The sequence below is a fragment of the Glaciihabitans tibetensis genome (genome assembly GCF_003003265.1).
Taxonomy (GTDB): Bacteria; Actinomycetota; Actinomycetes; order Actinomycetales; family Microbacteriaceae; genus Glaciihabitans; species Glaciihabitans tibetensis.
In genome coordinates, this window is record NZ_PVTL01000008.1 from 164,002 (window position 1) to 177,957 (window position 13,956).

A 13,956-nucleotide genomic window follows, 5' to 3' on the forward strand; every position below is an offset into this window, starting at 1 on the left:
GGGCACTGAACCCATTCGGGGCGGCTGGCACGGTGGATTCGCAGCGCTGTCAACCGTGAGCGGCTCGAAGGGGATGACTGCGCTAGGGTGACGATTGACCTAGGTCACAAATTCTTGTAGGGGGGGGTCTGCGTGACCTCGAAGCTTTGGGCCTTGACCCCAGGGCGAATGCGGCGAGCAGCCCACGGCAAAGGAGTTCGGATGAACGCCACTACGCGGGTCGCTGTTGTTGACGACCACGAGCTGGTCGCGATCGGCGTGCGGAATCTGATCGAGTCTGCCGAAGGTCTCGTGTTCGCGCGCCACGCGACGTCGGTGGCCGAACTGGTACGACCGATGCGCGACGCCGAACTCGTTGTGCTCGATCTGAGCCTTCGTGACGGTATCCATCCGGAGGAAAACGTTCGCCAGATCCGCGAGTGGGGCGCGAACGTTCTTGTGCTGACCTCGGGCGAAGACCCGTATCTAGTGCGCAATGCGTCGCGTGCTGAGGTGCTGGGCATCGTTCGCAAGTCGACGCCGCGGGAGGCGCTGGTTGAAGCGCTACGCACGGCGGCACGAGGGGACCTGGTCCCGACGACTGAATGGGCGTCGGCGCTCGATTCCGACCCGCTTCTAGACGGTGCGCCGCTGACGGCGCGGGAACGTGAGGTGCTGAGCTTGTACGCATCGGGCCTGGGCGCCCGAGACGTGGCAGAGATGCTGTTCATCTCCGAGAACACAGTCAATGACCACTTGCGCCGGATCAGATCGGTGTATCACCAGATAGGCCGTCCGGCCACAACGAAGGTCGAGTTGTACCAGCGGGGCATCGAGGACGGTTTCGTGCAGGCGCCCAGACGTGGCTGAGGTCGGTCCGGGCGAACGGTCGGCACGCCGTGTTCTCGCCGTCGACTCGGCGCTACTCGTAGTGCTTGTGGTAGCGGTGTATCTCTCCATCGTCGCGCAGGGCGGGCAGGGCGATTTCCCGTTGTGGTCACTCAGCATTGGCATATTCGCGGCCAGCGTCACGGTTCTGGCGGGCGTCGTCGCCTGGAGGGTGTCGGACCGGTCGCTGCGCGTCATGGCGTCTGTTGCTGTCGGCGGGTACTGGGCCACACTCCTCACGTTTGCGGCAGCCGTTCCCGCGGAGGGAATTGATCGAATCCCCTGGACGCTGTCGGCGTCGGCCGCAGCGGCCGCAGCGGCACTCGCGGCCAGCGGACAGGGGCTGGCGTGGGTGACGGTCATCGCCGGGGCGATAGCAGGGCTGCTTTACCGTACGCTTTTTGGCGGTCTCGACCTCGACGGAGTTGTTAACGACGTGCAGGCGCTACTTACCGGCGCGGTGATCTGCGTAATTGGTGGGCACATCCTTTCAGTTGGGCGAGGGCTGGACGTTGCGGCTGTGTCGACAACTGCAGCCGCCGCGCGGGAGTCCGCCGAACGGGGGCGGCTCGCAGCCCGCACTCGCGCAGCGGCGGTAGTCCACGACGAGGTTCTTGCCACCCTCACCCTTGCCGCTTCTGGCCTGCCCGTCCCTCGGGACCGCCTTGCCGCGCAGGCGCGCGAAGCGGTCTCCATGGTGACTCGTCTGACAGAGAAACAGGCACGCGAACCAATGGCACTCGTCGCCTCGTTGGGCAACGAAGCGCGCCTCCACGGTGCCCGCTTTACAGTGCGGGGAGAGTCCACTGTGACGTCAGCCGTAGCGGTGCACGACGCGTTGGTCGGCGCGACCAGGCAGGCGCTGCGCAATAGCAGGCAGCACGCTCCCGATGCAGTTCTCACCGTTGTGCTTCAGCAGGTAAATGGGGAGATTCGTGTCGAGATAACCGACGACGGGCCGGGATTCGATCCGGCCGCGATCGCCCAGGACAGGCTGGGGATCCGCCAAAGCATCGTGGGACGAATGGCGCGTGTGCGCGGCGGCAGCGCAGAGATCGAGTCGGCGCCCGGCGCCGGAACGGTCGTCCGTCTCCTGTGCTCGACAGCGCCGGTGGGGGAGTTGACTCCTTCGGAGGGTCGGGGTGCACTACGTCGAGGCGTCACAGTGATCTCGGTTGCGTATGTGGTGTTGCAAACAATTTGCGCGATCCTCGCATCGATAGCGATGCCAGGCACCTGGCAATTACAGCTCGCAGTGCTGGGGACGGCGTTGTTCGCTGCCGAGGTCCTCAGACGGTCGCCGCGGCGGGTACCTTCCCCGTGGCGCACGGGGGTCGTCGTCGCATTGGCGTGCGGTGGGCTCGCCGTCGGGGCTACGGCGGTGTACCTGTCAGATCGAATGACGTTCAATTACGGCACGATGTGGTTCGCGGCGGCCTTCGCTTTCTTGCTTGTGCCGCTCGTTCTCCGCGGACGAATCCCTGCCGCGCTGGCTGGTGCGGGCGTAATCGTTGTGGTTCTCGTCATCGCGGGTGTCCTGAGCGGAGCGGCGGCCCCGCAGATCGCGCAGGTGACGTTCCGACCCCTCGTGCTTGTGGGGCTGGCGGCGGCGCTCGTGAGAGTCGTTGATCGTATGCAGCGAAGAATTACCGCCCTTCATCGTGATGCTCTGGCCTCCGCGGAGAGGGAGAGCTGGACTCTAGCCGAACGTTCGGAGCTGACCGGCAGGGTCGCGGAGCTTGCGCGCACGGCTGTGCCGATGCTGGAGCGGATTGGCACCCTCGGTGCCGTCACCGACGTCCAGCGGCGCGAGTACGCGAGGTGCGAGGGGGAGTTGCGCGACGGCCTGCGTGCCGGATCGTTGGCGCGGGAGCCGTTGGCCGCGACTGTGGCTGCTGCACGAGAGCGTGGCGTCGACGTGCTGCTACTTGATGACAGTGATGATGTCGGCGGTGACCGACAAATCAGGCTGATCCTGGTCTGGATGGCTGCGGCGATCAACACGGCGCAATCGCGCGCGGTCGGTCGGCTGCTCCCGGCGGGACGGGATGCCCGCGCAACCATCACCGTTGACGGTCGACACACCAAATTTCCGGCGTCACCGGTAGATCACCCGTCCGTGATGAGTTTCCACGGCGAGTAGTCGCGATCGAGAACGGACAGGCTGGGGTCCTTCGCCTGCGACCACCATCGTGCCTCATAGCCTGTCCCTTCGAACAGCACGCGGTCTCCCTGGTCGTACAGCGTTTTCTCGGACCACTCAGGGTATGTGCCCGGCTCGAGTTGTGGCAGAGCGAACGGAACGTCTGAGGCAAGTACGGGTCCGAGATAGGTCCACGCGGACCCTTCGGCGTCGAGGGACGGATCATCTGGTGTTGGACCATCCTCATTCCACCATTTGGAGGCATACACAGAGCCATGCCAGACGACCTTCACACCCGCGGAGTAGTAGGTGCGCGACGACCAGACTGGGTACGGGCTCGTCGTGGGATCATCTGAAACGACCTCCTCGTGTGTCGTTGCCGCGGGGCGACCGGAGGGCGTGCCCTCGTAGCCTTCGGTGAGGATAGTGGTGAAGCTCTCGCCGGCCTGCTCAATCCCGCTGCACGATGTTGCGACCACGGTGAGGTTGGGGTAATTGCTGCCGCACGTCTGGTCACGATTGAGCGACCACATCGAAAGGCGGGCGACGCCCTTCGTGGAAGCGAACTCGTTGAACGCGCGAGCATCGTCGGTGGTGAACACTTCACCGGCGACATCATTCTGACCGATCATGGGTGTCGCCCCCAGGAGCGACCACACTCCGCCCTCGGGCAAGGGGAGCTCACGTTCCTTCCAGATCGCGGTGAGCTGCGACGCGGTGGCTTGCAGCGCGTCGATGCTCAGCGAGGACATCGGAGCGGCGGTGCCATCGGTTCCGTAGTTCATGGTCATGACGTTGACGCCGGTGAGGTCGACTCGTTCGTCGAGCATGCCTTCGACCTGGAGGAGTCCATCCGGGGTCAGGCCATACGGTGCCACGGGAAGGGTCAGCCACACGTCGAGCGAACCCCCCGCTTCCCGACGTTCCGCCTGCAGCGCGGCAACCGACTGGGCGCGGCGGAGTGAGGCATCGGTATCCGTCAGCATCTCTCCCTCAATGTCGAGGTCCATTACGTCGATGCCGTACCGGTCCATCACAGTGCGGTAAGAGGCAGTGAGCTCGGTGGCGTTGCTGCAGGCAGACGCGAGCTCGGTATTGATCACGCCGCCGAACGACACAGCCAGCGGTCGGCCTTCGCGCTGCATCCGTTCGACCCGACGGTCGAGTTCGAAGAGCTGCGCGGCCTGATCGAGGCTGTAGGCCTTGCCCCAGGTCGGCGTACATTCGTCGTCTGCGGCGGCGACCACAAACGCGAGAACGGCCCCGCCCGCAGAATCGCCGAGCGGACTACGCGCAAGCTGCTCACCCGACTCAAGCGTGACGTCGTAGTATCCGGCGAACCAGCGGCTGTCGACGGGCGCACCATCAACCGGAGGCTGAAACGCTGGCAGCACCGCCGAGACGGCGACCGCGGCAGAAACTAATGACGCTGCAGCAACACTGAAAACGAGCCGTCCGACCGAAAGGCTGCGGCCCGCGAATCGCGACTTTGAGTGCGCGCGGATCGGGCTCATCGAAGGACCGCCATTGTTTCGAGCGGCCCATCATCGATTACGGTCGACCAGAATGGCGTGGTTATAGAGGCGACCGGTGCGGTGCGGGGAGAATCTACCCAGATCCAATTCAGCCAGCCAAACCACAGGTCACTGAGAGCGTGGCGTACCCCGATGAGCCGCCCGATACCCCAAGTAGCCGCGAGTGCCGTGACTCCGGCGAACGCGGTTGTTCCCCAGTCTCCGGTGAGACCAGCGCGCACAGCGATTACACTCGCCCCGATTACTACTACGAGGCCCGCAAGGATGAAAAGCGGGGGAGCGGGAGTACGCACGCTCACCTTGGGCGTGCGCACGAAGCGAGCCTTCCTGCCGGTGAGTGCCTGTCCGAGAGATGCGACGGTTCCCGCGAAGTTCACCGGCAATAGCAAAAGATTCAGCGCGTAGATGCCAAAAATATCCCGGCGCCGGTAGCCGAGGTACCGAAGATCGGAGGCCATCTCGAAGAAGTACGGCACAGCGATGAGCAGAAGCTGAAACGTGACCAGCCGCCCGCTCATGGGATTCAGTGTCAGCACGGCGAGAAGCCCAAAGGTAACCCAGGTGATCGAGCCCAGGTAATTTGCGCGCAGGAGGGTCTGGGCGAGTGGCAGTGGCTCGCCCTGCCTGCGGCGCATGTGAATGAGGTTGTACAGTCTCGGCAGAATGAGCAGACCACCGTCGGCCCATCGGTGGCGCTGAATAACAAGAGTTCCGAAGTCCGGCGGGGTGGCACTGTAGCTCAGGCGTTCCGGATAGTTGAAGAGCGACCATCCGTGCGCAGCGATCTCAATGGTGGACTCGGTGTCTTCGATCACCGTGCGGTCAGAAATATAGCGCACGATGCGCACGCCATCTTCCGTTGTCTCGCGCCGGAGGTCTTCAAGCGCGGTGCGGCGCAAAACGGCATTCGCGCCGACCCAGTACGTCGCTCCGAAAGCAGTCATTCCCTGATGCACGATGTGTTGGAGATCGGTTGTGGAGCCCGAGAGGCGCTCAAGTCGGGTGGGTGCTCCCCGGTAGGCGGAGTAGGGCGTCTGCGCTGCGGCGATCCGCTGATTCTCCGGCTGGTCAAGCACGTGGGTGAGACGCAGGCAGTACTCGGGCAGGAGCATCGAATCGGCGTCCAGCGTAAGGACGAAATCGTAATCGGGCACGTCGATGATTTCCGAAGGATTGATGGCGGATGCTGCGATCGCATCGATTGGCACGAGAGAGAGCCCGCGGCTGTCGCTCTTTTCGCGGTACATCCCCCCGAGGAGGCCAAGGTAGCTGTTCAGATTCATTGCCTTGTTCGGGGCGTGGGACAGCGAGACGTACCGCTTGCGCTCGAACACACTGATGGAGACGGTGAAGATGTTGAGCAAACGCCGAAGTACCTGTTCTGCGCGGCTCTGGGACAGCGGCGTCTCGCCGTTGTCCAACGCCGCCCGCAACGCGATGGCAGTGGCATCGAGACTCGTGGCGAGTGTGCGGAGCACCTGCTCGGCGAAGAAAACCTCCACGTGGTTGCGCGTCGGGGTAGCGTCCGCGAGCGTTCGGAGCCAGAGTGCTGCAACGGCGTGCTCGCGAATGACGATTTTCGTCGCCTCGGTCGCGTCGGGCCGCTCGCGTCTTGTGGCCGCAGGAGTGGTCAAGACAGCCCAGGCCTCTTCGACCCGGTTCCTCATGGGATCAAGCTGGGTCATGATCTCGGTTGCGAGCATCCGGCTGCGTTCCAGTGATTCCTGCTCTGCCGGGTCAGACGGATCGGGGTCGTCGTCGAGAAGGAGCACGACCTGCATATCAGGGAACTCTTGGAGGGCGACGGACCACAGCGACAGCCGCACCAGCTCGGGCTCCTCGGATCGGGAGGGAAGCAGCGCGACAAGCCGCGGCCGCGGGGGGTGCGCCTGCCCGCTGTGCATCATCCGCGCGACATGCTCGTCGAGCGCGATTCGGCGGACGCGGCGGTGAGCGGCAAAGCGTGGCAACGCTGCGGAGCGCGCGAGCAGGTACATGCAGGCGGAGAAAGTCAGGAAGGAAACCGACACCAGAAATGCGAGTGTCGTCACCAGTTGCGTGGTGTCTTCCAGCGCATTACCGCGGGCAAGTGCGACAACGACGGACACCAGATAGAAGAACCAGAGCACCACGCAGAGGGCCGGGGCGATACGGCCACGAGCGATTTTGAACGGCGATGGGATGGCGTGCACGGCAGGTTGCGGCGTGGTGCCCTTGTCCGTCCCCCATTGGCGACGTGGTCGGAGCGTCTTTTTGGCTTCCGTGCGCACGGGTGCGTCCCCCTCCTGGCGGGCGCGCGTCGGAGTTGCCCTCAGCCCGCGGCGACACCCCGTTAGGTGCGTCTCGAATTCCCGCAGACTCAGTGTGGCTGGGGCCAAATGCCCTTAGAGGGGAAGTCAACCACCGGTTCTGGTGGTTTTGCGTGGCGGTGGCTTTCGCGGATCCTGGTCCTACCCGTCCGACGCGAGGTACGACCGCAGACGGTCCAGCTGCACCGATGACGCCACGTGTTCGGCCGGGGTCAGCGCGATCGTGTGCGTCACCCCCGCATGTGTGACAATCTGCAGGTCTCCGGCGGGCGCTCCGGCGGCTATGCCAACGGACGCGATATCGGCGTACGCCAGCGTTACGGGTTTGCCCGCTGGCTTGAACGACGTCAACTTCGCCAGTCGGATGATCAGCGCGCGATCGTCGAAGGCGACCAGGATTGCGGATGCCGCTCCGTTGGCGAGTACCAGCCAGGGAAGTTCGCCGGGCGCCGACGCATCCCGGATTATCCGAGCCGACTTGGACGACAGCTGGGGGCCGAACATCGACGTCTGCGCCCAGTATTGCGCGTACTCATCATCCGCCGAACCCGACGGTGCCGACGCACCAGATGCGCTTGCCGCGGGCGGGTGCACGGCGGGTGCGTCTGCCGCGGGTGCGCCATCATTCGCGCCGGTCGTGGCTCGCGGTCGAACGCGCTCGAAGCTCAGCGTGCGCGCGGGTTCTGCCGCGGAAGGCGTCTCCGTCGTCGGGCCAGCGGGCGGAGAAGCAGGCACCGCCGGAGAAGCAGGCAACGCCGACGGGATCGGAGTAACGGCACGCTCGGGGCGAGTGCGCAGCACCCACTTTCCGTCGACTATGGGCGACGCCCCGCTCACGCTGCCGGGGGTAGTCGCATCGGAGGCTGGCGCAGGAGGTGCTACATACGCGTCGTTCGGTTTGGTCTGCATGCTCCACGCCGAACCAGACCAGTGGCGCAGCAGGTGGGCGTGGCGGGAGTCGGGATACCAGCCCGGCTCGGATGGTGTCGGTACAACGGGCATATCGTCAATCCTCCGCGGGGGTCGGGTCGGCGGCAGTCGACGCTGAACGTCGAGCGGGCACTGGCCCAGCGTATGGGAACGAACTGGGCAACAACCACACAAGGAACTCAGGCCGGTGGGGCGTGGGCGGATGTCGGGCTGCCCCTAGTTCCCGGTCGTGCGCACGCGCATACTGAACTGCGGCGCGACGGGGCGTCACAACTAACGAGCGGGAGCGACCCCATGGCAGACCTCGGCGGCATTGGCGACAAGGCAAAAGACTTCGCGGGCAGCGAGAAGGGCGAGAAGGCCACGGATGCGGGCCTGGACAAAGCGTCCGACGCGGCAGATTCGGCCAGCGGTGGAAAGGCGAGCGACAAGATCGACTCGGCCGAGCAGGCAGCAGACAAGAAAATCGGCGACCAGTAGAACAACGGCGCGAAACCGCCATTTGCCGGGTTCCGGAGGCGCGACCCAAGCGCGCACACTGGTCGCGTGCGCGTCATTTCGGATGCGCCGGAAGGAGACGAACAGATGTGCAGGTGGCTCGCATACTTGGGAGAACCGCTGCGGCCCGCGACGATTGTGCTCGATGCGAAGCATTCGATCGTCGCGCAATCGCTCAATTCCCCGCTCGGCGCAGAGACAGTCAATGGTGACGGATTCGGATTCGGGTGGTACCCAACGGGAGAGGACAGTCCCGCAGAACCTGCACTGTTCCACAGCACCGAACCGGCCTGGAATGACGAGAACCTGCGTGAGCTCACCGGGGCGATCAAGAGCCACCTCTTTTTCACGCACGTTCGCGCCGCGGCTGGCCCGCCGATCCAGCAGACCAATTGCCACCCGTTCCGCTACGAAAACTGGATGTTCATGCACAACGGTGCCATCGCCGAATGGCCGAAGATCAAACGTGACCTCACCGTTCTGATCGACCCGTCGCTGTACCCGCATGTGCTCGGCACGACTGACTCCGAGGTGGTCTTCCACCTCGCACTCACGTACGGTCTCCGCGACGATCCTCTTGGTGCGCTCGGGCGCGCGATTCGCACCGTCGAGGAGATTGGCAACAAGCACGGCACCCAATTCCCGTGGAATGGCACCGTTGCAATCTCGGACGGCTCCACTCTCTGGACGACCCGATACTCGTCGCAGGGACGCACGCGATCGCTGTTTCACTCCGCGGACATCCCGAGCATCCGGGAGATGTATCCGGACGTCGAGCGGCTCAACGCTTTCGGGGAACGCGCGAAGGTTGTGGTGTCCGAGCCGCTCAACGACCTGCCGGGCGTGTTCGTCGAGGTGCCGGAATCGAGCGCCGTCATCCTGGACGATGACGGATACCGACAGGAGCAGTTTCTGGCTGCCTGAGGTCGGACCGGCTAGGCGAACCGCGGACGAGCCCGACCAGCGAGCCCGACCAGCGAGCCATACCGCTCGCCGGCCGGACTCGCGTGCCTAGCTCGCCAGTGCCGGGTAGTCCGTGTAACCCTCGGCGCCGGGTCCGTAGAACGTCGCAGCGTTCGGCTCGTTGAGCTCGAGGTTCTCGCTCCAGCGACGCACCAGGTCGGGGTTGGCGATCACCGGTCGACCGATCGCCACGGCATCGGCGAACCCGTCCTCGACGATGGCGATGGCCTCTTCGCGGGTAGTGATCTTTCCGAAGCCGCTGTTGGCGACGAACGCGCCGCCGAACGTGGAACGCAGGTGCTGCACGAACTCGCCGGCGGGGTCAGCGTGCAAGACGCTGACATAGGCGAGGCCGAGCGGAGCGATGCCGGTGAGGAGCGCCTCGTAGGTGGCGCGAGTCTCGGCGTCGTCGGTCTCCAGGGCGTCCTGAATGTTGTGGCTGGGGGAGATGCGCACGCCTACGCGGTCGGCCCCGATTTCCGCAGCGACCGCGGTGAGCACCTCGATTCCCAAACGCGCGCGGTTCTCCGGAGATCCGCCGTAGAGGTCGTCGCGCACGTTCGACGCGGGCGACAGAAACTCGTGCAGCAAGTATCCGTTGGCGGAGTGAACTTCAACGCCGTCAAATCCCGCCTCGATCGCGTTCCGAGCGGCGCCCGCAAGCTGCGCAACGATGCCAGGGAGCTCGTCGAGCTCGAGTGCGTGCGGCACGGGGAACGGCTTCGGTCCCATCGCGGTGCGCATGGAGCCTTCGATGGCGATGGCGCTCGGGGCGACCGGAGTGTGTCCGCCGTTCACATCGGGGTGGGTGACCCGTCCGCCGTGCATCAGCTGGGCAACGATGAGGCCGCCCTCTTCGTGTACTGCGTCGGTGACGCGAAGCCATCCCGCGATCTGTTCCGGGGTAACGATTCCGGGCTGCCCGACAAAGGCCTGGCTCTCGGCACTCGTGTACGTGCCCTCCGAGACGATAAGGCCCGTGGTCGCGCGCTGCCGATAGTGCTCGACAAGCAGATCGTTGGCGATGCCTGACTCACCCGCGCGCACGCGGGTCAGAGGCGCCATAACAACGCGGTTGGACAGTGCGAGGGCGCCGAGGGTGACCGGAGAGAACAAGAGCACGTGGGTAATTCCTTACTGTTGAAAACGACTGGTCGCGATTCGCACGCGACCCCCGACTGCAACTGCACAGCAATGAGCACTATTCCTGTTCTCCCCCAACCCACAGCAATCGGGGGCAGCCACCCCTTGGTACAGTGACGGCACAAATCACCATCAATGCACCGGTCCACCATCCACAACCAGTTCACGTAAGGGGCATCCAGGTGACGTCGCTCCAGACGCGCAGGCGCTCGGTCGGCTCCGCCACGGCCGCGCTGGTCGTCGCCTCTCTGCTCTGGGGAACCACGGGAACCGCCGCCAGCTTCCTCGGCGCAGAAGTCAGCCCGATCGCCATCGGCGCCTGCACCATGGCGATCGGCGGCATCCTGTTGTTCATCACCGCAGCCACGGGAGCGCTCGCCGCCATCCGCAGCCGCGCCGCCGTGCCCTGGCTGGTGGTCGGCGCGCTCGGTGTAGTCGTGTACCCGCTGGCGTTCTACACCGCGATGGACCTCGCGGGTGTCGCCATTGGCAACGTCGTCGCGCTCGGGTCCGGCCCGGTGTTCGCCGCCCTGTTCGAATGGCTCTGGGAACGCCAGCGCCTGTCGCGACGCGGAATGTTCTCGACGGCCCTCGCTGTGGCGGGGGTCATCCTGCTCGGAATATTTGGGCATGCGGATGCTGGCGCCGGAGGCGGAAACGTACCCCTCGGTGTGCTGCTCGGGTTACTTGCTGGGTGTTCATACGCTCTCTACACCTACAGTTCGACTCGTGTCATCCGCCTTGGACACAGCGGGCGGGCCGCGATGGGCGCTACCTTCGGGCTTGGCAGCCTCGGGTTGCTGCCGGTGTTGCTCGTTACCGGCGCCCCCATCCTTGCCACTCCCGGCAACGTGGCGATCGCCGCGTACCTGGCGCTCGGCCCCATGTTCGTCGCCTACGTCTTCTTCGGGTTCGGACTCGGCACCCTGCGCAGCAGTGCCGTGACCACGATCACGTTGCTGGAGCCGGTCGTCGCAACCGTCCTCGCCGTGCTCGTGGTGGGGGAGCGGCTGACCGCGGTCGGCTGGGCATCGATCGTACTTATCCTGGCCGGCGTGACGATCCTCGCGTCCGCGCGGCCAGTGCCCACGCCTGGCACGAGGCGACGGGCCGAATAGACTGGTGCGGTGTCCCCTACCGTCGCAGAAGTCAACGCCGTCGCGCAGAGTTTGTGGCCGTTGGAGGGCGCCGAATCGTGGGATGCCCCGGGCTTGCTTTCGGGTGACCCCGACGCGCCCGTCACTCACATCCACCTCGCGGTCGACGCAGTGCTCGACACCGTCGACGAGGCTCTTCAAATTGGCGCGGATCTGCTTCTCGTGCACCACCCGCTGCTGCTGCGCGGGGTGACGAGTGTGGCGGAGGACCGGTACAAGGGCGCGGCCCTCGCCCGACTTATCCGCGCGGGCTGCGGCCTGATAGCGGCACACACCAACGCGGATGTGGTGGAGACCGGAACATCCGCCGTGCTGGCTGACCGTCTCAACCTCGTCGACGCGGTTCCGATTGTGCCCGGCGCGATCCCCACGCGCGGCATTGGCCGAGCCGGAACTCTTGCAGAGCCCACCACGCTCGGTCGCCTGGCCCGCGAGCTCGCCACGATCCTTCCGCCCACCGCGGCCGGCATCCGAGTCTCTGGAGACTACGACGCGCCGATCTCCACGGTCGCGCTCTGCGGGGGCGCCGGTGACTCTCTACTTGGAGCCCGCGCCGTGATGGACGCTGACGTCTACATCACCTCAGACCTCCGGCATCACCCCGCCTCCGAATCTCGCGAGAACGCGCGGTTGGGCGGCGGGCCAGCCCTCATCGATGTGTCGCATTGGGCAAGTGAGTGGTTGTGGCTCGACACCGCGGCCTCCCAGCTGCGTGAGGCACTCGATGGCGTTACCGTAACGGTGAGCGACCTGCGCACCGACCCGTGGGATTTTGTTGTTGTCCAGTGAAGAACAGGTGTAATCCCCATGGCCTTGAAAGCTAGCCCCAGCGAGCAGGCTCTCCTGCTCGAACTCCAATCGTTCGACACGAAGCTCGCCCAGATCGCCCACCGGGCGAAAAGCCTGTCGCAGCACGCGCTGCTCCAGAAGCTTGCTGCTGAGCGCGCAACCATCGCCGTGCTGTTGTCCGAGCAGCGCGGAACGCTCGAGGATGCGCAGACCGAGCTCGGCCGGATCGAATCAGATGTCGCGGTCGTCGAAGCCCGAATCAAGCGGGATGATGCGAGGCTCCAGGTCACCTCGTCCGTCAAGGATGTTCAGGCACTCGAGCAGGAACTCACGGCGCTGCGCAAACGGCAGGGCGACCTCGAGGAGATCGAACTCACCGTGATGGAGAAGGTCGACGAACTGTCGTCAAACCTCGCTCTCACCCAGGGGAAGATCGATGCCGTCGAAGCCCTCATCGCGGAGGCGGAAGCGGAGCGCGACGCCGAACTCGTCGTCGTCGAAGCCGAGCGCGGCAATGCGGCAGCGAATCGCGCAGCGATCGCGGAGAATATCCCCGCAGAGTTGCTCGCGCTCTACGAAAAGCTCCGGGCCCGCTACGGGCAGGGTGTGTCGTTCCTGCGCGGGGGAGTGTCGAGTGCCAGCGGCGTGAAGCTGAATGAGAACGACATGGTCGCGATCCGCAACGCAGCACCCGACGATGTATTGCTGTGCCCGGACTCGAACGTAATCCTGGTGCGCACGGCCGAATCCGGCATCTAAAAGCCTCCCGGTTCCGCCCCTCTCGCTGACCCGATAGCGTTGGTTCTGCAAACGGGTCGATGAGACGGTCGCGTTGGTTGTCGCGGCCGCAAGGTTGGGGCAACTGCCGAGGAACGTCCGGGCTCCACAGAGCAGGGCGGTGGGTAACACCCACCCGGAGCAATCCGCGAGAAAGTGCAACAGAGAGTAGACCGCCTTCGGTCTGCGCCTTCGGGCGTGGTTCGACGGTAAGGGTGAAACGGTGGGGTAAGAGCCCACCAGGGGCCCGAGTGATCGGGCTCGCTATGTAAACCTCGTCCGGAGCAAGGTCAGACAGGAAACGCTAAAGGCTGCTCGCCCAGTTTCCGGGTAGACCGCTAGAGGTGTGCGGCAACGTACATCGTAGATAGATGGCCGTCGATGGTGTCCGCGCGAGAGCGTGAATCACCGGAACAGAACCCGGCGTACGGTCGGCCCGTTTGCACTACCCGCCGGTACGGCCAGCCCGTATTCGGCGCCGACGATCGGCGCGAAACGCCCGGGTTACACGGTGCATTTGCGCGGCGGGAGAATCCCCCTGTAATGTCATCTCTCGTCACCCCACAGGTTCGGAACTAGCCGCAGTGCTTACCGGCCTCAAGCGGGACAAAATCCCGTCAGAATCCAAAGCATTCTTGAATGCCTTGCGAGTCAGACGTAGGATTGAAAGTCACTCCCTCCCTCGGTTTCACGGAGCGAAGTTCTCGGCGGTCTTCCGCCGGTGCAACTCGGTTCGTGCGAATGGGAACGGTGTGATAGGTTTGTGAAGTTGCCCTGAGGAACACCGTGAGGTGGGATCAGGTGCGTCCGATCCTTGAGAACTCAACAGCGTGCACAATGTCAAA

Annotated in this window: 11 protein-coding genes and 1 other RNA gene; 8 read left to right on the forward strand and 4 right to left on the reverse strand. The window is 64.8% G+C overall.

The genetic code is table 11. From position 1 onward, the window contains the following. Positions 1 to 201: 201 nt before the first annotated feature. Together B0I08_RS14935 and B0I08_RS14940 are read left to right on the forward strand one after the other, a co-directional pair. Positions 202 to 849, forward strand: a complete 648-nt coding sequence (locus tag B0I08_RS14935) for a LuxR C-terminal-related transcriptional regulator (protein ID WP_106214248.1) — start codon at positions 202 to 204, stop codon at positions 847 to 849. After that, positions 842 to 3,010, forward strand: coding sequence for a sensor histidine kinase (locus tag B0I08_RS14940; protein WP_106214250.1), 2,169 nt, complete (start codon positions 842 to 844; stop codon positions 3,008 to 3,010). The genes B0I08_RS14935 and B0I08_RS14940 overlap by 8 nt, the downstream gene beginning before the upstream one ends. On the opposite strand, the gene B0I08_RS14945 is transcribed toward B0I08_RS14940, so the two are convergent. The 3 genes from B0I08_RS14945 to B0I08_RS14955 all read right to left on the reverse strand — a co-directional run bounded on the left by B0I08_RS14945 (position 2,977) and on the right by B0I08_RS14955 (position 7,856). Next, positions 2,977 to 4,524 carry a chitinase gene (locus B0I08_RS14945; protein ID WP_106214252.1) on the reverse strand — a complete coding sequence of 516 codons (1,548 nt, stop codon included), beginning with the start codon at positions 4,522 to 4,524 and terminating at the stop codon, positions 2,977 to 2,979. The genes B0I08_RS14940 and B0I08_RS14945 overlap by 34 nt on opposite strands. Further along, entirely contained in the window at positions 4,521 to 6,815 is a 2,295-nt protein-coding gene (locus B0I08_RS14950; RefSeq protein ID WP_146134442.1) for a glycosyltransferase family 2 protein, read from the reverse strand. Before B0I08_RS14950 ends, B0I08_RS14945 begins: the two co-directional genes overlap by 4 nt. Before the next feature lie 180 nt (positions 6,816 to 6,995). Continuing rightward, positions 6,996 to 7,856, reverse strand: a complete 861-nt coding sequence (locus B0I08_RS14955; RefSeq protein WP_106214256.1) for a DUF2510 domain-containing protein — start codon at positions 7,854 to 7,856, stop codon at positions 6,996 to 6,998. A gap of 222 nt (positions 7,857 to 8,078) precedes the next feature. Here B0I08_RS14955 and B0I08_RS14960 point away from each other — a divergent pair, with 222 nt between their 5' ends. Both B0I08_RS14960 and B0I08_RS14965 read left to right on the forward strand, forming a co-directional pair. Continuing rightward, positions 8,079 to 8,264, forward strand: coding sequence for an antitoxin (locus B0I08_RS14960; RefSeq protein WP_106214258.1), 186 nt, complete (start codon positions 8,079 to 8,081; stop codon positions 8,262 to 8,264). Between the two features lie 105 nt (positions 8,265 to 8,369). Beyond that, on the forward strand, positions 8,370 to 9,206 hold the full coding sequence (locus B0I08_RS14965; RefSeq protein ID WP_106214292.1) for a class II glutamine amidotransferase: 837 nt from the start codon (positions 8,370 to 8,372) through the stop codon (positions 9,204 to 9,206). Between the two features lie 87 nt (positions 9,207 to 9,293). On the opposite strand, the gene B0I08_RS14970 is transcribed toward B0I08_RS14965, so the two are convergent. After that, positions 9,294 to 10,367 (reverse strand): alkene reductase, encoded by a 1,074-nt coding sequence (locus B0I08_RS14970; protein WP_106214260.1) that lies wholly within the window; start codon positions 10,365 to 10,367, stop codon positions 9,294 to 9,296. Positions 10,368 to 10,570: 203 nt separating this feature from the next. Here B0I08_RS14970 and B0I08_RS14975 point away from each other — a divergent pair, with 203 nt between their 5' ends. From B0I08_RS14975 to rnpB, 4 genes are all read left to right on the forward strand, one after another. Beyond that, positions 10,571 to 11,506 carry a DMT family transporter gene (locus tag B0I08_RS14975; RefSeq protein WP_106214261.1) on the forward strand — a complete coding sequence of 312 codons (936 nt, stop codon included), beginning with the start codon at positions 10,571 to 10,573 and terminating at the stop codon, positions 11,504 to 11,506. Between the two features lie 9 nt (positions 11,507 to 11,515). Continuing rightward, entirely contained in the window at positions 11,516 to 12,334 is an 819-nt protein-coding gene (locus B0I08_RS14980; RefSeq protein ID WP_106214263.1) for a Nif3-like dinuclear metal center hexameric protein, read from the forward strand. Between the two features lie 18 nt (positions 12,335 to 12,352). Next, positions 12,353 to 13,093, forward strand: coding sequence for a zinc ribbon domain-containing protein (locus tag B0I08_RS14985; protein ID WP_181243435.1), 741 nt, complete (start codon positions 12,353 to 12,355; stop codon positions 13,091 to 13,093). Between the two features lie 52 nt (positions 13,094 to 13,145). Continuing rightward, positions 13,146 to 13,554, forward strand: an RNA gene (gene rnpB / locus B0I08_RS14990) — RNase P RNA component class A. Positions 13,555 to 13,956 lie beyond the last annotated feature (402 nt).